This window comes from Pseudarthrobacter chlorophenolicus A6, from assembly GCF_000022025.1.
GTDB lineage: Bacteria > Actinomycetota > Actinomycetes > Actinomycetales > Micrococcaceae > Arthrobacter > Arthrobacter chlorophenolicus.
In genome coordinates, this window is the sequence record NC_011886.1 from 4,209,228 (window position 1) to 4,226,662 (window position 17,435).

At 66.8% G+C, this 17,435-nt stretch carries 14 protein-coding genes and 1 pseudogene; 5 read left to right on the forward strand and 10 right to left on the reverse strand.

The genetic code is table 11. From position 1 onward, the window contains the following. Window positions 1–104: 104 nt before the first annotated feature. Window positions 105–1,382 carry an MFS transporter gene (locus ACHL_RS18930; protein ID WP_015938922.1) on the reverse strand — a complete coding sequence of 426 codons (1,278 nt, stop codon included), beginning with the start codon at window positions 1,380–1,382 and terminating at the stop codon, window positions 105–107. 126 nt (window positions 1,383–1,508) lie between these two features. Here ACHL_RS18930 and rraA point away from each other — a divergent pair, with 126 nt between their 5' ends. The 5 genes from rraA (at window position 1,509) to ACHL_RS18955 (ending at window position 7,789) form a co-directional block, all read left to right on the forward strand. Beyond that, the gene (gene rraA, locus ACHL_RS18935; protein ID WP_015938923.1) at window positions 1,509–1,994 is read left to right on the forward strand and encodes a ribonuclease E activity regulator RraA; all 486 of its coding nucleotides are present in this window, start codon (window positions 1,509–1,511) and stop codon (window positions 1,992–1,994) included. Between the two features lie 110 nt (window positions 1,995–2,104). Then, window positions 2,105–3,769, forward strand: coding sequence for an MDR family MFS transporter (locus ACHL_RS18940; RefSeq protein WP_015938924.1), 1,665 nt, complete (start codon window positions 2,105–2,107; stop codon window positions 3,767–3,769). Between the two features lie 318 nt (window positions 3,770–4,087). After that, window positions 4,088–5,527 (forward strand): sugar porter family MFS transporter, encoded by a 1,440-nt coding sequence (locus tag ACHL_RS18945; protein ID WP_015938925.1) that lies wholly within the window; start codon window positions 4,088–4,090, stop codon window positions 5,525–5,527. Window positions 5,528–5,556: 29 nt separating this feature from the next. Beyond that, window positions 5,557–6,243 carry an ABC transporter ATP-binding protein gene (locus ACHL_RS18950; protein WP_015938926.1) on the forward strand — a complete coding sequence of 229 codons (687 nt, stop codon included), beginning with the start codon at window positions 5,557–5,559 and terminating at the stop codon, window positions 6,241–6,243. Window positions 6,244–6,295: 52 nt separating this feature from the next. Beyond that, the gene (locus ACHL_RS18955; RefSeq protein WP_050767116.1) at window positions 6,296–7,789 is read left to right on the forward strand and encodes a DUF6297 family protein; all 1,494 of its coding nucleotides are present in this window, start codon (window positions 6,296–6,298) and stop codon (window positions 7,787–7,789) included. A 6-nt stretch (window positions 7,790–7,795) separates the two neighbouring features. Here the strand turns inward: ACHL_RS18955 and ACHL_RS18960 are convergent, their stop codons facing one another. From ACHL_RS18960 to ACHL_RS19000, 9 genes and pseudogenes are all read right to left on the reverse strand, one after another. Then, the gene (locus ACHL_RS18960) at window positions 7,796–9,019 is read right to left on the reverse strand and encodes an MFS transporter (RefSeq protein ID WP_015938928.1); all 1,224 of its coding nucleotides are present in this window, start codon (window positions 9,017–9,019) and stop codon (window positions 7,796–7,798) included. A 30-nt stretch (window positions 9,020–9,049) separates the two neighbouring features. Beyond that, a complete protein-coding gene (locus ACHL_RS18965; protein ID WP_081434830.1) occupies window positions 9,050–9,487 on the reverse strand; it encodes a MarR family winged helix-turn-helix transcriptional regulator in 438 nt (145 codons plus the stop codon). Window positions 9,488–9,532: 45 nt separating this feature from the next. Beyond that, the gene (locus ACHL_RS18970; protein ID WP_015938930.1) at window positions 9,533–10,024 is read right to left on the reverse strand and encodes a GNAT family N-acetyltransferase; all 492 of its coding nucleotides are present in this window, start codon (window positions 10,022–10,024) and stop codon (window positions 9,533–9,535) included. Window positions 10,025–10,147: 123 nt separating this feature from the next. Beyond that, window positions 10,148–10,909 (reverse strand): iron ABC transporter ATP-binding protein, encoded by a 762-nt coding sequence (locus ACHL_RS18975; RefSeq protein WP_015938931.1) that lies wholly within the window; start codon window positions 10,907–10,909, stop codon window positions 10,148–10,150. Continuing rightward, window positions 10,906–11,943 (reverse strand): iron chelate uptake ABC transporter family permease subunit, encoded by a 1,038-nt coding sequence (locus ACHL_RS18980; RefSeq protein ID WP_015938932.1) that lies wholly within the window; start codon window positions 11,941–11,943, stop codon window positions 10,906–10,908. The genes ACHL_RS18975 and ACHL_RS18980 overlap by 4 nt, the downstream gene beginning before the upstream one ends. Further along, window positions 11,936–12,943 carry an ABC transporter permease gene (locus ACHL_RS18985; protein ID WP_015938933.1) on the reverse strand — a complete coding sequence of 336 codons (1,008 nt, stop codon included), beginning with the start codon at window positions 12,941–12,943 and terminating at the stop codon, window positions 11,936–11,938. Before ACHL_RS18985 ends, ACHL_RS18980 begins: the two co-directional genes overlap by 8 nt. 18 nt (window positions 12,944–12,961) lie before the next feature. Continuing rightward, window positions 12,962–13,906, reverse strand: coding sequence for a siderophore ABC transporter substrate-binding protein (locus ACHL_RS18990; RefSeq protein ID WP_015938934.1), 945 nt, complete (start codon window positions 13,904–13,906; stop codon window positions 12,962–12,964). A gap of 222 nt (window positions 13,907–14,128) precedes the next feature. Continuing rightward, entirely contained in the window at window positions 14,129–15,292 is a 1,164-nt protein-coding gene (locus tag ACHL_RS18995; RefSeq protein ID WP_015938935.1) for a mannitol-1-phosphate 5-dehydrogenase, read from the reverse strand. After that, window positions 15,292–17,356, reverse strand: a pseudogene (locus ACHL_RS19000) (PTS mannitol transporter subunit IICBA). Before ACHL_RS19000 ends, ACHL_RS18995 begins: the two are co-directional and overlap by 1 nt. Between the last annotated feature and the right edge of the window lie 79 nt (window positions 17,357–17,435).

A 17,435-nucleotide genomic window follows, 5' to 3' on the forward strand; every position in this document is an offset into this window, starting at 1 on the left:
CTGCCGGAGCTCCCCCATCCATACAGCCCCGCAGCCGGCTCAACTATACGGCACCAGCCTGCGCTGCAACTCGTCAGTGGCCTTACCAACGGCCCCCGGAAGGGTCAGTCCACGCCCTTGATCTTGACGACGAAAACAGCGCCCAGCAGCCCGATAACGGCCGCCGTGGTGAAGAGGGTGCCATACCCTCCGAAGAATTTCAGGGCAAGGAACGCAAGCAGGGGGGCGATCACCTGTGGCAGGGAGCTGGCGATATTGATGACGCCCAGGTCCTTGCCGCGGTCCGCGGCCTTCGGAAGCACCTGGGTCAGCAGCGCAAAGTCCACTGCAAGGTAGGCCCCGAAGCCGATGCCCAGCACGGCGGCGCCGGCAAGGGCACCCGGCCAGACCGGAAAGAAGGCCATGATCAGGGCCGCCATGGCGATCGTGGCCGAGGAGCCGATGACAAACGGTTTCCGCTTGCCAACCCTGTCACTCCACGGCCCGGCGATCACAGCCGTGATCATCACCATCACCGCATAGATTCCGGTGAGCACAAGCACGCCGAAGGCCGGGTCACCGTGCTTGATGATGTCGCGGAGGAAGAAGAGCAGGTAGACGATGGTGAGCTGATTGCCTACGTTGACCAGCAGCCGGGTCAGCCAGGCCCAGCCGAAGTCCGGATACCGCACAGGGCTGATGTAGAAACCCTTGGCAAAGGACCGCAGATTGAAAGTGCCCAGTTCCGATTTGGGCAGGGCGGGGTCATTGCAGTGGAACAGGTAGGGCAGCACGGAGACCAGCAGGGCCCCGGCGCACAGCCAGTAGCCCACCATGAAGTTACCGGAAACCACAGCGCCGAAGACGGCGCCCGTAAGGACGCCCAGGGTCTGGCCCATGGCCGCCAGCCCGCCCACGCCGCCACGCTGCGGCACCGGAACCCGGTCCGGGACGGCGGCGAAAATGGCCGCGTAGGCCGCGTTGGCACCCAGCTGCACCAGGCACCAGAACAACACCATTAGCGCCACCGACGCCGAGACGGACATGGCCAGCAGGGCTGCCGCGGCCAGCACCGCTCCCAGCAGGACCCAGGGGGACCGGCGCCCAAAGCGCGACGTGGTGCGGTCAGACAGGGCGCCGAACAGCGGGTTGGCCACGAGTGAGACTGCGGCGCCGCAGGCCGTAACCAGGGACAGGATGGCTTCCTTGCTGGGCGAATCAATGCTGATGGCCTGCTGGCCGATAAAGACGTTGATGGGCCCGAAGAAGGCGGCATTGATGCCAACATTGACCAGCACCAGACCGGTGACCCAGCGCGCGGTGACCTTCTGCGTCGGCTCCGCGAGCGCCGCCGTCGTGGTCCGCGGAACGACCGGCGGGACCGGTGTGTTGGACATGCTCATTGCTGGTTCCCCCCGGGGCAGGTGCTGATGCTGGAAATCAGACTATCGTGGGCCTTGCCCGGCGTCCGTGCCGCACGCCGGGGCAGTTGCGAGCGCGCGGCACCCCGAGGCTCGAAGGAGAACCACATGAACGCTGCTTCCACCCCTGCCGTCAACACGGCGGACCTCTATGACGAGCGCGGCGACGAGCTGGCGTCCGTGGCGCTGCAGTTCCAGTCCCTGGGCGGCCGCACGCATTTCTCGGGGCAGGCCCGGACCATCCGCTGCTTCCAGGACAACGCCCTGGTGAAGTCCACGCTGGCAACCCCCGGCAACGGCAGCGTGCTGGTGGTGGACGGCGGCGGCTCGCTGGGGACCGCCCTGATGGGGGACATGATCGCCGAAAGCGCCGTGGCGAACGGCTGGGCCGGCGTCGTGATCAACGGGGCAATCCGGGACCGCGAGGCCATCGCCAAGCTCGACCTCGGCGTGAAGGCGCTGGGCAGCAACCCCCGGAAGAGTGCCAAGGCCGGAGCGGGCGAGGTGGACGTTGACGTGGTGATTGACGGCGTCACCATCCGCACGGGCGCCCGGATCTGGTGCGACCCGGACGGCATCCTCGTGGAGCCGTAACCCGGCACCCCAAAAAAAGATTTCTGCGCCGGGAATGGAAGTGCAGGTAAGATAGTTACTGAAAGCAACTATCAAATGCTTACTTCCCTTTTCTTCCCCTTGGAGCACCTATGTCCAAAGCCACTGCCGCGCCCGGCGCAGGAGACACCCTGACGCAGCGCCAGATCGTCACCGTGATGGTGGGCCTGATGCTGGGCATGTTCCTGGCCTCGCTGGACCAGACCATCGTGTCCACGTCCATCTACACCATCGCCAACGACCTGGACGGCCTCTCGCTCCAGGCGTGGGCCACCACGGCGTACCTGATCACGTCCACGGTCAGCACCCCGCTGTACGGCAAGCTGAGCGACATTTTCGGCCGCCGCCCGCTTTACCTGAGCGCCATCGTGATCTTTCTGGCGGGATCGGTCTATGCCGGTTCCGTCCACTCCATGACGGAGCTGGCACTTGCCCGCGGCGTCCAGGGCCTCGGCGCCGGCGGCCTGCTGGCCCTGGCGCTGACCATCATCGGCGACATTGTCTCGCTCAAGGACAGGGCCAAGTACCAGGGCTATTTCATGTCAGTGTTCGGCATCTCCTCGGTGCTGGGCCCCGTGGTGGGCGGCGCCTTCGCCGGAACGTCCAACATCCTGGGCTTCGACGGCTGGCGCTGGGTGTTCTTCATCAACGTGCCAATCGGCCTCGCCGCCCTGGTGGTGGTGTTCCTGTTCCTGCACCTGCCGGCCAAGCACCTGAAGCAGAAGATCGACTACTGGGGTGCGGCGGCCATCACCGTGGCCATCGTCCCGCTGCTGCTGGTGGCCGAGCAGGGACGCTCCTGGGGCTGGACGTCCACCAACTCCTTCCTCTGCTACGGGCTGGGCGTGGTGGGCATCGCCTGGTTCCTGCTGGCAGAGAAGCGCGCCGGGGACTACGCCCTGATCCCGCTGAGGCTCTTCAGCAACATCACCTTCGGGCTGTCCTCGCTGCTGAACTTCATCATCGGCATCGGTATGTTCGGCGCCATTGCCATGCTTCCCATGTACCTCCAGCTCGTGAAGGGCCTGACGCCCACCGAGGCCGGCCTGATGATGATCACCTTCACCGTGGGCATCCTGTTCGGGTCCATCACCGCCGGGCGGACCATCTCCGCCTCCGGCACCTTCCGGATCTTCCCCATCATGGGCACCGGAATCCTCACGGCCGCAGCACTGGTCATGGGGTTGTCGCTTCGCGTGGACACGGCCCTGTGGGTTCCCGGGCTGATCGCCGTGTTCTTCGGCGTGGGCCTGGGCTTCTGCATGCAGCCGCTCACGCTGGCCATGCAGACCTCCGTGCCCCCGCGTGACATGGGGGTGGGAACGTCCTCGGCCGCCTTCTTCCGCTCCATGGGCGGAGCCGTGGGAACCGCCGTCTTCATCTCCATGCTGTTCAGCCTGGCCGCGGACAAGATCGCCGACGGCATGAAAGCCGCCACCACCGACGCCGCGTACCTGGCCGTCCTGAAGGACCCGGCGGTGGCAGCAGACCCGGCCAACGCCAAGCTGTACGACTTCTTCAAGAACGGCGCGTCCAACGATTCGCTCAACGACACCAGCTGGCTGCACACCGCCAACAGCACCCTGACCCGGCCCATCACCGAAGGCTTCGCCGGTTCGATCGACGCCGTGATGCTGACCGCTGCGGTGCTCACCGGAATAGCGTTCCTGATCAGCCTCGCACTGCCGAAGAAGAAGCTGACGGATCCCAACGCCACTCCCCCGCAGGACGACACCCTGCAGGTGCCCGCCCACTAAACGCGCGCTCACCAGTGGCGGCCAGAACACCAACGCGCGCTCACTAGTGGCGGCATTAACCGGAACCCTTTCGCACACAGTGCGGAAGGGTTCCGGCGTTTCTCCGGAAAGTACTGCGCGCCCGGGGTGGGGTGTACGACGGCGGCGCGCACCGTCGTCGTCCGCGTCCGCTGCGGAAGGGGAGCCGGCGAACGGCTGCTTCAACTGGAACGGTTCGCCGTGGCATGGAACACTACCGTAAGTACACTGGCCATTTAGCCGGTCCGCAGCCGACGACGTCCGCGCGAACTCCACCACACCCCAAACCCAGGGAGAACCATGCCCACTGCACAGGAGCAGACCAAGACCCGCATACCGCAGCGGGTGATCTGGCTGGCCCTTGCGGGAGCGGTGGGCGGATTCCTCTTCGGCTTCGACTCGTCCGTGGTGAACGGTGCAGTGGACGCCATGAAGGGCGAGTTCGCGCTCTCCGAAGCGGTGACCGGGTTCGCCGTCGCCGTTGCACTGCTGGGCTGTGCTGCGGGCGCCTACCTGGCCGGAAAAGTGGCGGACAAATACGGCCGCATCCCCGCCATGAAGATCGGCGCGCTGCTCTTCCTGGTCAGCGCCATCGGCACAGGCTTTGCGTTCAGCGTCTGGGACCTTATTTTCTGGCGGCTGGTGGGCGGGCTGGGCATTGGCCTTGCCTCCGTGATTGCCCCCGCCTACATCTCCGAGATCTCGCCGCGGCAGGTCCGCGGGCGGCTCGCCTCCCTGCAGCAGCTGGCCATCACCACCGGTATTTTCGCGGCCCTCCTGTCGGACGCCCTCCTGGCCACCAGTGCCGGCGGCGCGGACCAGTCCTTCTGGCTGGGCATCGAGGCGTGGCGGTGGATGTTCCTGGCCGCCGCCGTTCCCGCCCTGGTCTACGGCTGGATCGCCTTCACGCTCCCGGAGTCCCCGCGGTTCCTGGTGTTCCAGGGCAAGGACGACGAAGCACGCAAGATCTTCGACAGCATCGCCCCGGCCGATGACACCGAGCGCCACATCCGCGAAATCCGGGACGCCATCGAGGAAGACAAGATCGCCGGCCAGAAGGGCTCGCTGCGCGGCAAGACCTTTGGCCTGCAGGCGGTGGTGTGGGTGGGCATCATCCTCTCCATGCTGCAGCAGTTCGTGGGCATCAATGTGATCTTCTACTACTCCACTACCCTGTGGAAGGCCGTCGGTTTCCGGGAAGAGGACTCCCTGGCCATCTCGGTGGCCACCTCCGTCACCAATATCCTGGTGACCCTGGTGGCCATCGCCCTGGTGGACCGGATTGGCCGCCGCCCCATCCTCCTGGCTGGTTCCGTGGGCATGGCCGTCTCCCTGGGCGCCATGGCCCTGGCCTTCTCCTCCGCAACCGGATCCGGCGAAGACATCACCCTCCCGGGCGCCTGGGGTCCGGTTGCCCTGGTGGCGGCCAACGTGTTCGTGGTCAGCTTCGGCGCTTCCTGGGGCCCGCTGGTGTGGGTACTGCTCGGCGAGATCTTCCCCTCCCGGATCCGCGCCCGTGCCCTGGGGCTTGCCGCGGCGGCGCAATGGGTGGCCAACTTCGCCATCACCCTCAGCTTCCCGGTGATGTCCGCCGTGTCCCTGCCGCTGACCTACGCCATGTATGCGCTGTTCGCGGCGGCATCCTTCTTCTTCGTGATGTTCAAGGTGCCGGAAACCAACGGCATGTCCCTCGAGCAGGCCGAGACCCTGTTCGTGGCCAAGGGCTCAGCGAAAGGCTAGGAAGTCCGCCAAGCGCATAGATTGGACCCATGACTGAAACGGGGGCGGTCCTGGAGGCCGAGCAGCTTGTGGTGGGCTATGGCGGCGCCGCCGTTTGCGGTGAAGTGACCGCAGCGGTGCATTCCGGCCAGGTGCTGGGTGTTGTCGGGGTCAACGGCGCCGGCAAGTCCACCGTCCTGCAAACGCTCGCCGGACGGCAGCCCGCCATCAGCGGCGAAGCCCGGATCCAGGGCCTCCTGGTGGACCCGGATACGGTCCCGTTCAGGCGACAGGTTGCCGCCGTGTTCGACGACGACCTCTTCTTTCCGTCGCTCAGCGTCGCCGAGCACCTGCTCCTCGTAGCCCGAGGCCACTCGCTGCCCAACCCCGAGTTGCGCGTCGCGGCCGAACTAAAGTTCTTCGGCCTGGACGGCCGGGCCGATGCCGTTCCCGATGCCCTGTCCTCAGGCCAGCGGCGCAGGCTCCTGCTGGCAGCCGGCTTTATCCGCCCGGCGTCGCTGCTGATTCTCGATGAGCCGGAACAGCGGCTGGACCCGGTGATGCGCGACGCCCTGGCCAGGCGCATCAAGGGCCACGCCGAGGCGGGTGGAGCGGCAGTGCTGGTAACCCATGATCCCGGACTGCTCGTCGAGACGGCCGGCTCCTGCCTGGTGATCAAGGGCGAGGTGGAGCTGGTGGAACCCGGGGACGGAGCAGCGTTCATTGCAGGCCTCTGAGCAGTCCGTGGGGACAGTTCCCGTGGCAGGAAGGAATCTTTCACGTCAGCTGGTGTCATTCACCCGCCGCCAGTCCAGGGCGTACAACCGCTCCCTCACGTCATTTGGTGATGCATTCGCTGACGTCTACACATCCGTTCTGGCGTTGGGATGCGCCGCCGCCATCGCCGTTTCATTCGTTGCTGCCCTGCGGGGCGAAATGGTCCGTGCCGATCCCCTGAGCTCGGGCGTGGAGGTGCATAGCCCGGTGGCGGTACCGGCCGAGCTCCTGTGGGTGCTGCTCACCTACGGTGTCCTGGCCGGCATCCTGATGGCAGCCCGGCGGCTCGGCCCGGTCGCGGTGACGGGAGCGCAAGGTGCCTGGTGGCTGCCGCTGCCCCTGGACCGGGGTCCGATGGTGCTGCCCACCTTCCGTCGCAGGATTTTCTGGGTAGGCCTGGGGTCCACGGCTGCTTACGTTCCGCTCAGTATCCTGACGGGCCTGGGACTGGCTACGTTTGAACATGCATTGGCGGCCGTGACTTTTGGAGCCTGCTGCCTCGCCGTACTGGGTATCGCCGCGCTGCTCCAACCTGACGGAAGGACGCCCCGGCGGGCCCTCGCCGGCGCCTTCCTGGCTCTGGCCCCGCTGGCTGCGCTGCCAGCGCTGGCCGGCAGGATGTGGCCGCTGGCTGTGTCCGCCCTGGCCGCCGCCGTCATTCTTCGCCGCGCGCTGCACCGGGCGGGCGCGGTCCCGGGCACCGATCTCATCCGTGGAGGCAATGTTTCCGGTCATGCCGGAGCGTCGGTGTTCTTCCTGGACACCAACGAGCTGCTTCGGTCTTTTGCCGGCCCGCCCCGCCCGGTCGCCGCGTCCAGGGCAGGCCGTTTCTACGCACGGCCCGCCGGCAGTCCCTTTGCTGGCCTGGTCAAAGCCGACGTGGCGGCGTTCCTGCGCCTCCAGCCGCCGGTGGTGGTCCCGTTGCTGTGGCTGGCTGCGTGCCTGGCGGTGCTGGTATCCGACGCCGGCCTCCCCGCCTGGATGCAGCTGGCCTTCATCGCGCTGGCCGGCTGCGTTGTGGCGAGCGGAATGGGCGCCGTGGCCCGGCGGACGGCGTTGTTGCCCGAGCTGGACGCCCTGCTGCCGCTCCCCCGCGCGGCCGTCCGGGTGAGCCGGTTGTTGATGCCCGCGCTGGCGCTGGCCGCCTGGATGACACTGCTCATGGGCACACTGGCCTTGCTGGGGGCGGGCGGACCACTGTTGCCTGCCATGGGTGCGCTGGCCGGTATCGGCATGGGAGCCGGCTGCCTCCGCGGAGCCACCCGGCCGCCCGCGGACTGGACACTGCCGCCGGTGGATACGCCAATGGGCCCGGTTCCCCGGGCCCAATTGTCCTCGCTGCTGCGGGGACTCGACGTCACCGTCCTGTCATTGCTCCCGGTAGGAATTGCCCTCTTCGTGGGGCAGGCCCTTCCGGTGCTTGTCCTGACGCAGGCCGCGGTGAGCCTGGCTGCGGTGCTGGTGGTCCTGCTTTCCGGCACCAAGCCTGCCTCCGGGAGGCAGTAGCCGGCCCTAGACCAGGTGCGGCTCGTGGGCCGTGAGGTACTTCCGGCCGCTGAACGCCACCAGGATGGCGATTCCCATGGCCACGGCACCGGCGTAGAACGGCACCTGGGGGCCGAAGTGCTCACCCAGTTGCGCGGCCAGGAACGGAGCCAGCGCGCCGCCCATCCAGCGGACGAAGTTGTAGCCGGAGGAAGCCACCGGCCGCGGGGAATCGGAGACGCCCATGGCCAGCTCGGTGTAGACGGTGTTGTTGATGCCCAGCAGGGCGCCCGCCGCAATGACCAGTACGACGACGGCAGGCACCGAGTGCCCGGCTGCCAGTCCCAGCCCGGCCAGGTCCAGCAGCAGGACGAACAGGGTGCCGGTCAGCACCTTGACGGCACCGAAGCGGCGCTGCAGGACCGGCGCGACGAACACGGAGAACACGGCCACAGCCACGCCCCAGCCGAAGAAGACGGCGCCGATTCCATACGCGTCCATGCCCAGGATGAAGGGGGTAAAAGCCAGGATGGTGAAGAAGCCGTAGTTGTAGAACAAGCCGCTCGCCGCCGTCGTGCGCAATCCCTTGTGGCCCAGTGCCAGCAGCGGGTCGCGGAGGCGGACCTTGCGCTCGGGCAGCGGTGTTTTGGGAAGCAATGCCAGCAGGGCGATGAATGCGGCGGCCATCAGCACGGCCGTGCCGAAGAACGGGGCGCGCCACTGCCAGCCGCCCAGTAGGGCACCCAGGAGCGGGCCAAGCGAGATGCCCAGGCCCAGTGCGGCCTCGTAGAGAATGATGGCAATCCCGGCCCCACCGCTGGCCACACCCACGATGACCGCGAGGGCGGTAGCGACGAAGAGGGCGTTGCCCAGGCCCCAGCCGGCGCGGAAGCCCACGAGCTCGCCGACGCTGCCGGACAGGCCGGAAAGCGAAGAGAACACCACGATGATGGCCAGCCCGATCAGCAGGGTCTTCTTGCCGCCGATCCGGGACGAGACGAAGCCGGTGACCAGCATCGCCAGGGCGGTGACCAGGAAGTAGCTGGTGAACAGCAGCGAGACCTCACTGGGGCTGGCGTCCAGGTTGGTGGCGATCGCGGGGAGGATGGGGTCCACCAGGCCGATGCCCATGAACGCGAAGACCGCGGCCAGGGCGGTGGCCCACACAGCTTTTGGCTGTTTGAGGAAGGAGGCCTTTTCGGCCTGGAGGGTGTTCCCGGGTGCCGGCAGGGTGTCTGCTTGGCGGTTCATGGAGGGTACTCCTAAGGGGGGTGCGGTGCGTCAGTTCTGGAGGGACGCGTTGATTTTGTCGATGACGGGCAGCGCCGCCGCCAGTGCTTCCCGGTCCTCCTCGGTGAGTTCGCCAAGGAGTTCGGCCATGACGGCGTTGCGCCGCTGGTTTGCGGACTCGACGGCGGCGCGGCCTTCGGCGGTCAGGATGACGCGGACGGCCCGGGAGTCGGCGGGGTCGGGTTCGCGGCGGGCCAGCCCGGCGCGTTCGAGCTTAATGATCTGCTCGGTGGCGCTGGGTACCCTGACGCCGAGGTTTCGGGCAATCTCACCTACCCGGACGCCGTCGTCCAGCAGCATCTTCAGGGTGCTGAGCTGGGCGGCGCTGAGGTCTCCGTCCGCGTCGAGGCGGCGGACCAGGTAGACGCTGTGGCGCAGGGCTTCGCGGAAGCCTGCGGCGAGTTCCTGGAGCTTGTTTTCGTTCATCATTAGGTACCCTAACATTTAGGGTACCTAACAGTCAAAGCTGCGTGGTCAGAGCGTGAGCTTCATGCCCTCGTGCGAGCCTTCAAATCCGAGCCGCTGGTAGAAGCGCTGGGCAGCCGTCCGTGTCTTGTGGGTGGTCAGCTGCACCAGCGAACAGCCCTGCCGCCTGGACTCGTCAATGGCCCACTGGATCATCAGGTTGCCGATGCCCTGGCCCCTGAGGGTGTCGGCCACCCGCACCCCCTCGATCTGCGAGCGCCATGCGCCCTGCCGCGAGATGCCGGGGAGGAAGCTCAGCTGGAAGGTGGCAACCACCGTGTCCGCCCCTTTCCCGGGCGGCACCAGCTCGCCCACGAGGAGCATGTGGCGGGGGTCGCCGTCGATCGCGTCGAAGGCCCGCTCGTAGGACGCCATGTCCTGGCCCGCCTCGCGGCCCGCGCCCAGGGCGTCGTCGGCGAGGAGCTGCACGACGGCGGGCAGGTCCTCGCGCGTGGCGTGGCGGAGGCGGAAAGTCCCGCGTTCGACGTCGGCGGTCAGCATAGGTTCCGGGGCACCAGCGGTTTCACTCACCTGCCCAGCCTTTCACGGGTGAGCGCGCGTTGCAGGAATAGCCACCACAAGTGAGCGCGCGTTGCAGGAACGGCCACCACAAGTGAGCGCGCGTCAGGTGAAGTAGACGCCGATCCGGTGCGCGCCGATTTCCTCGATGCGGATATCGATGTCGTAGACGTCGCGGAGCATGGCCTGCTGCATGATCTGCCGCGGACTGCCCTGGTGGATCAGCCGGCCGTCCTTCATGGCCAGGATGGTGTCCGAGTAGCAGGAGGCGAAGTTGATGTCGTGGACCACGATCACGATGGTCTTGCCGAATTCGTCGGCAAGACGCCGCAGGAGCCGCATCATCTCCACGGAGTGCTTCATGTCCAGGTTGTTCAGGGGCTCGTCCAGGAGCAGGTACTGCGTGTCCTGGGCCAGCACCATGGCGATGAACGCCCGCTGCCGCTGACCGCCGGAGAGCTCGTCCACGAACTTGTCCGCCATGGGTGTCAGGTCCAGGTGGGCGATGGCCTCTTCCACCTTGGAGAGGTCCTCCACGGTGGGCCGGCCGCCGGAGTGGGGGAACCGGCCGAACGCCACGAGGTCACGGACGGTGAGCCGCATGGTGAGGTGGTTTTCCTGGCGGAGGATGGCCATGGTCCGGGCCAGCTGGCGGCTGTCCGTGGAGGCGATGTCCAGGCCGCCCACTGACACGTCGCCGGAGCCCAGGGGCTGCAGCCGGCTGATCAGTGAGAGCAGGGTGGATTTGCCGGCGCCGTTGGGGCCGATGATGGAGGTGATGCCGCCTTGCGGGATCTCGCAGCTGACGTCGTCGAGGACCGTCTGGCCGCCATAGCTTTTGGAGACGTTGCGGACCGCGATGGTCATTTGAGCGAGCCTTTCAGCAGGAGGTAGAGGAAGAGGATGCCGCCCGTGAACTCGATGACCACGCTGAGCGCCGTTCCGAAGCCGAAGACCTTCTCCAGGACCAACTGGCCGCCCACCAGCGCGATGGCACCGATCAGCACCACGATGGGCAGCAGCCAGGCATGGCTGAACCCGCGGCACAGCTGGTAGCCCAGGCTGACCACCAGGAGTCCGAAGAAAGTCACGGGGCCCACCAGTGCGGTGGAGACGGCCACCAGCAGCGAGCACGCGAGCAGCACGCGCATCACCACTTTGCGGTGGTCCACGCCCACGTTGATGGCCACGTCCCGGCCCAGCGCCAGGACGTCGAGGGTGTGCCGGGCCCGCCACACGGCGGCACAGACGGCGGCGACGATCACCGCGGCCACGCCCAGCAGGGCGGGGTCCACGTTGTTGAAGGATGCGAAGAACAGGTCCTGCAGGATAATGAACTCGCTGGGTTCCATCAGCCGCTGCAGCAGTGAGGAGAAGCCGCGGAACAGGCTGCCGAGGATCACGCCCACCAGCAGGAGCAGGTGCAGCGAGCGGGTGGCACCGGTGAACATCCAGCGGTACAGCAGTGCGCTGAAGCCCACCATGAGCACCACCTCGACGCCGAACTGCAGCGTGGGCGGGGCGGTCACCACGGCGGCGGCACCCAGGGCGAAGGCCATGACGGTCTGCACCAGGATGTACAGCGAGTCGAAGCCCATGATGGACGGCGTCAGGATGCGGTTGGCCGTCACGGTCTGGAACAGCAGCGTGGACACGCCCACGGCGACGGCCACCAGCAGCATCGCGGAGACCTTGATGGCGCGGCGCGGCAGGATGTAGCCCACGTTGCCCTTGAGGTCGAAGAACAGGAAGAAGAGGACCGCAGCGGCCGCCGCCGCGAGCAGGACACCCAGCACTAGCTGGGGCGGGGCATTGCGGAGCCGGCGCCGGGCGGGGCCGCGGGACTGCGGGGCGGCGGATTCCACGGGAGCCGGGGAGGTCAGGGCTGGCGCCTTAGGCATTGCGTTTCCTCAGGATCAGGGCGAGGAAGAGGACGGCGCCCAGCACGGACATCACCATTCCCACGGGAACCTCGTAGGGGTACCGGATGGTCCGGCCGATGATGTCGCAAACCAGCACGAAGGCGGCACCGAACAGGGCGGTCCATGGGACGGCGCGGCGGAGGTTGTCTCCGAAGATGAGGGAGACGATGTTGGGCACCACCAGGCCAAGGAAGGGTACGGCGCCCACCGTGGTGACCACCACGGCGGAGATCAGCGAGACGATCAGCAGCCCCAGCCGCATGGTGCGGGCGTAGTTCAGGCCCAGGTTGGTGGTGAAGTCCTGCCCCATCCCGGCAACCGTGAACCGGTCCGCGGCGAGCAGGCCAACCAGCATCAGTGCGGCGACGATCCAGAGCAGTTCATACCGGCCGCGGAGGACGCCCGAGAAGTCGCCGATCATCCAGTTGCTGAGCGTCTGCAGCAGGTCGTACCGGTAGGCGAAGAAGGTGGTGACGGCGGCGATGATGCCGCCCAGCATGATGCCCACCAGCGGGATGAGCAGGGTGTTCCTGGCGGGCAGCCGCCGCAGGATGGCCAGGAACAGTGCGGTGCCCAGCATCGCGAAAACGCTGGCCACCAGCATCTTGGCCAACATGGGCGCGCCCGGGGCCAGGACCGTGACCACCAGGATGCCCAGCGTGGCGGACTCGACGGTACCCACGGTGGAGGGTTCCACGAAGCGGTTCCGGGCCATGAGCTGCATGATCATCCCGGCCACGGCCACCGCCATGCCTGCCAGCAGCACGGCCAGGGTGCGGGGCACCCGGGAGATCCAGAAAATGTCGACGGTGTCCGCGTCCCCCGCGAGCAGTGCCGGAAGCGGGACGTCGCTGACACCCACGAACATGCTTCCGGCGGCCAGGACCAGGACGGCAACTGCGGCGGCAGCCAGGCCCGCGTAATGGCAGGCCTGGCTGCCGGTTGCCGGCGCCTGGGGGCGCGCGGCGGTGATGGTCATGCTGTAGCCCGGTGGGGGTTAGGCGACGGAGCTGGCCACAGCGTCCACCATGGCCTTGACGTTGTTCAGTCCGTATCCCACGATGTACCAGCCTGCGGGGTCAAGGTTGATGACCTTGCCGTTCTTGGCGGCGCTGGTGGACTGGACGAGCTCGTTGTCCAGGATGGGGTTGGCGGTGCCTTCGGTTCCAATGGCGGTATCGCGGTTGATCACGTAGAGGAGGTCCGGGTTGGCCTGCTTGATGTACTCAAAGGAGATGGCCTCGCCGTGGGATCCCTCGGCCTTCACATCCGCCGCCGTGGGGACGCCCAGGACGTCGTGGATGATGCCGAAGCGGGATCCTGCGCCGTAGGCGGTGACTTCGCCGCCTGAGGTGAGCACGATCAGGCCCTTGCCGGCGGTTGCAGCCTTGGCCTTGGTGTCGGCCACGGTGGTGTCCACGGCGGCGAGCTTCTCTTCAACCTCGGCTGACTTGTTGAAGATGGTCCCCAGCTTTCCGGCCTGCTCCTTGAAGCTGTCCATGGGCTTGGCGGCATCGATGGAGAGATCGATGGTGGGGGCAATCTTGCTCAGCTCTTCGTAGGCGCCGGCGGTGCGGCCGGAGATGATGATGAGGTCCGGGCTGCCCGCGCTGACAGCTTCGAAATCGGGCTCCTTCAGGGAGCCGATCTTGGTGTACTTGGCATCGGAGTATTTCTTCAGCGCGTCGGGGTAGGCGGCCTCGGGTACGCCGGCAGGTTCAACGCCCAGGGCATCCATGGTGTCCAGGACGCCGAGATCGAACGTGAAGACCTTTTCCGGGTTGACCGGGACGTTGGCGGTGCTCCCCTGGGCGTGCTCAACGGTGATGGTGGAGGTTTCCGCTGCGGGTGTTGCCGTGGCGTTTCCCCCGCACGCGGTCATGGCCAGGAGAGCCGCCCCCGCCGCCATTGCCCCCAGATAGCCCGACAGCCTCTTCTTCACGATGTTCTCCACTCGGTAATAACGTCACAACTTTGTTGCCTAATAGAGCAGAGCCTATAAGTAAGGGAAGGCTAACCAATGCGCTTTCGGCCCGTTTGTGGGCGACATCACAGAAGAACGACGCCGGCACTGGGTTCAGTGCCGGCGTCGTCCTTGTGCATTACGTCGGTGCAGTCATACGTCGGATGGTGCAGCGGGCAGCGTGCTGCCCGCTGTGCGGAGTCAGGCGGAGGTGGCGGCCAACTCCGCCTGCCGCTCCTCCACGAGGGTGGAAACCGCGTTGAACAGCGGATGGTCCGGGTCCAGGCCGGTGATCCTGGCGGTGGCGTCCGCCGCGCTGCCCGACGCGAGGATGCCTGCCAGTTCGGTAGCCTCGGCGTCGGCGGGGTCGGTGAACCGCAGCGCCGCCGAGATGGCTCCGAGCAGAGCCTCGGGCACCACGCCGCGTTCGGCCAGCTCGGCCGCAGGGCCGATGAACCGCTCGTGCCGGCTGAGCTTGCGCAGCGGGGCACGCCCCACCCGGTTCACCGTGTCCGGCAGGTGCGGGTTGGTGAACCGGACCAGGATCTTCTGCACGTAGGCTTCCTGCGCCTCGTTGCTGAACCCGTGCTTGGCCACCAGCAGCTGCTTGGTTTCCTCCAGCACTGCCCGTACATCCTCCGCCACGTCCTGGTCCGCCATGGCATCGGAGATCTTCTCCAGCCCGGCTTCAAACCCGAAATAGGCGGCCGAGGCATGGCCGGTGTTCACCGTGAACAGCTTGCGCTCGATGTAGGGCGCAAGCTCGTCCACGAAGGTGGCGCCGGGGATCTCCGGTTCCGATCCGGCGAACGCCGTCCGGTCGATGACCCACTCGTAGAAGGATTCCACGGTAACGTCCAGGCCCTGCCCGGCTTCCTGGTTGGGCACGATCCGGTCCACTGCGGTATTGGCGAACACCGCCTGGCCGTCCAGCGCTCCGCCGGCGGCCTCCGGGCGGGAGGCCACCTCCCGGGCCAGGACGTCCGTGGCGTTGATGGCGTTCTCGCAGGCCATGACCTGCAGCGGCGCCATTCCGGCCCCGCGTGCGGCAATGCCCCGCGCGATCACCGGTGCCACGAACTTCAGGATGTGCGGCCCCACCGCGGTGGTGACAATGTCCGCCGTCGCGATTTCCGTGATCAGTTCCGCTTCCTGGGTGTTGGAGTTCAGGGCACGGAAGTTGTCCACAGTCTGCACGGCGGGGCTTTCACCCACTTCATGGACGGCGTAGCTGTCCGCGTCCGCCAGCTGGGCGATCAGCCCTTCCGCGACGTCTGCGAACACCACCTCGTAGCCGGCGTTGTGCAGGAGCAGCCCCACGAAGCCGCGGCCGATGTTACCGGCACCGAAATGTACTGCCTTCACTATGCGTTGACCTTTCCGAAGAGCTCCAGGACTTCATCCACGGTGCTGGCCGCCTCGAGGCGGGCAACCTGCTCCTTGTTGGTGAAGACCTTGGCAATGGAGGACAGGATGTGCAGGTGTTCGTTGTTGACCCCGGCGACGCCCACCACGAACTTGACCTCCTTGCCGTTCCAGTCGATGCCCTGCGGGTAGCGGATCACCGAGACTGCCGACTTCCGGATGTGGTCCTTGGCCGCGTTCGTGCCGTGCGGGATGGCCAGGAAGCTGCCCATGTAGGTGGACACGGATTCCTCGCTCGTGCATGGCGTCGATGTAGCCCTGGTCAACGGCACCGCGGGCCAGCAGGAGCCGGCCGGCTTCGTCGATGGCGTCGTCGCGCGTAGTGGCGGTCCCGGTCAGGACCACGCTCTCGCGGGACAGGATCTCCGCCTGGCCCGGCGCCGGGGCGTCGGCGGCGTGCGCGCCTTGGCCTGCGGCTGCACCAGCCGCGGCGCCAACTCCCGCAGCGCCCGCTGCGGCGGCACCGCCGGAGGTTCCGGCACCCGGCTCGGCCGTGGCGCCGGCGTCGGACGTTCCGCCTTCGGTGTTGCTCTCCCTGACCAGATCAACGATCTCGTCGTAGCGTGGGCTGTTCATGAAGTTGTCCACCGAGAAGTGCGCGGCACTGGACGTGACCGGCTTGGCACGCTCGGTGAGGTCCTGGTGCGTGACCACGACGTCGTACGTGTCGCTGAGGTTGGCGATGGCAGAGTTGGTGACCTTGACGTCCGGGAACCCGGCGGCCTTGATCTTGTTCCGGAGCACTGACGCGCCCATGGCGCTCGAGCCCATTCCGGCGTCGCACGCGAACACAATGTTCCGGATGGGTCCGGCCAGGACGGCGGTGCCCACGCCGGCGCCCGCGCCGGTCAGCGTCGAGGAGACGGAGCTCTTCTTGCCCTTCATCTCCTCCATGCGTGACGTTGCGGCGTTGAGGTCGCCCTCGTCGCTGTGCTTGGTGGTCTTCATGATGATTGAGGCCACCAGGAAAGACGCAGCCGTGGCAAGCAGGACCGCGAGGATCACCCCGAGGTAGCTGTCACGGGAGGTCTGGGCGAGTACGGCGAAGATGGAACCCGGAGCTGCCGGTGCCACAAGGCCGGCACCGGTGACCGCGAGGGTGGCGATGCCGGTCATGCCGCCGGCGATGGCGGCCAGGACGAGCAGCGGGCGCATCAGGACGTACGGGAAGTAGATCTCGTGGATGCCGCCGAGGAAGTGGATGATTGCGGCGCCCGGGGCGGAGGCCTTGGCCGCGCCCTTGCCGAAGAACATGTAGGCCAGCAGGATGCCCAGGCCGGGGCCGGGGTTGGCCTCGAGCAGGAAGAGGATTGACTTGCCCTGCTCCAGCGACTGCTGGACGCCCAGCGGGGTGAGGACGCCGTGGTTAATGGCGTTGTTCAGGAAGAGGATCTTGGCGGGCTCGATGAAGATGCTGGTGAGCGGCAGGAGGCCGTTGTTGACCAGGAACTGCACCACGTTGCCGGCGCCTGCGCTGAACCCTGAGACCACCGGAGCAACCGCATAGAAGCCCAGCATGGCCAGCAGCGCGCCCCAGATACCGGCCGAGAAGTTGTTGACCAGCATCTCGAAGCCGGGCCGGATCTTGCCGTCCCAGAGGGAGTCGATCTTCTTCATGGTCCAGCCGCCCAGCGGGCCCATGATCATGGCGCCGATGAACATCGGGATGCCGGCGCCCACAATCACGCCCATGGTACCGATGGCGCCCACCACGCCGCCGCGGACGTCGTAGACCATCTTGCCGCCGGTGTACCCGATCAGCAGCGGCAGCAGGTAGGTGATCATCGGGCCGACGAGGCCGATGTTCGGCGTCCCGTCGGTCTCACCGAAGCCGCCAAGCTGGGGAACCGGCAGCCAGCCCTTTTCAATGAAGAGGGCTGTGATGAGGCCCCAGGCAATGAAGGCACCGATGTTGGGCATGATCATTCCGGACAGGAACGTCCCGAATTTCTGGACATGTACCCGAGCGCTGGTACGGGGCTTTGCAACTGTTTCTGTTGCCATGTGATTTCCTAACCGTTCGTCCTGCTGCTCCGCAGGATGGTCCGATACTGACGACGACGTACTGCTGGTGGAACCGGGT

Coding starts and splice junctions, on each gene's coding strand:
- ACHL_RS18930 (WP_015938922.1), bottom strand. CDS start 1,382: ATGAGCATGTCCAACACACCGGTCCCGCCGGTCGTTCCGCGGACCACG.
- rraA (WP_015938923.1), top strand. CDS start 1,509: ATGAACGCTGCTTCCACCCCTGCCGTCAACACGGCGGACCTCTATGAC.
- ACHL_RS18940 (WP_015938924.1), top strand. CDS start 2,105: ATGTCCAAAGCCACTGCCGCGCCCGGCGCAGGAGACACCCTGACGCAG.
- ACHL_RS18945 (WP_015938925.1), top strand. CDS start 4,088: ATGCCCACTGCACAGGAGCAGACCAAGACCCGCATACCGCAGCGGGTG.
- ACHL_RS18950 (WP_015938926.1), top strand. CDS start 5,557: ATGACTGAAACGGGGGCGGTCCTGGAGGCCGAGCAGCTTGTGGTGGGC.
- ACHL_RS18960 (WP_015938928.1), bottom strand. CDS start 9,019: ATGAACCGCCAAGCAGACACCCTGCCGGCACCCGGGAACACCCTCCAG.
- ACHL_RS18965 (WP_081434830.1), bottom strand. CDS start 9,487: ATGATGAACGAAAACAAGCTCCAGGAACTCGCCGCAGGCTTCCGCGAA.
- ACHL_RS18970 (WP_015938930.1), bottom strand. CDS start 10,024: ATGCTGACCGCCGACGTCGAACGCGGGACTTTCCGCCTCCGCCACGCC.
- ACHL_RS18975 (WP_015938931.1), bottom strand. CDS start 10,909: ATGACCATCGCGGTCCGCAACGTCTCCAAAAGCTATGGCGGCCAGACG.
- ACHL_RS18980 (WP_015938932.1), bottom strand. CDS start 11,943: ATGCCTAAGGCGCCAGCCCTGACCTCCCCGGCTCCCGTGGAATCCGCC.
- ACHL_RS18985 (WP_015938933.1), bottom strand. CDS start 12,943: ATGACCATCACCGCCGCGCGCCCCCAGGCGCCGGCAACCGGCAGCCAG.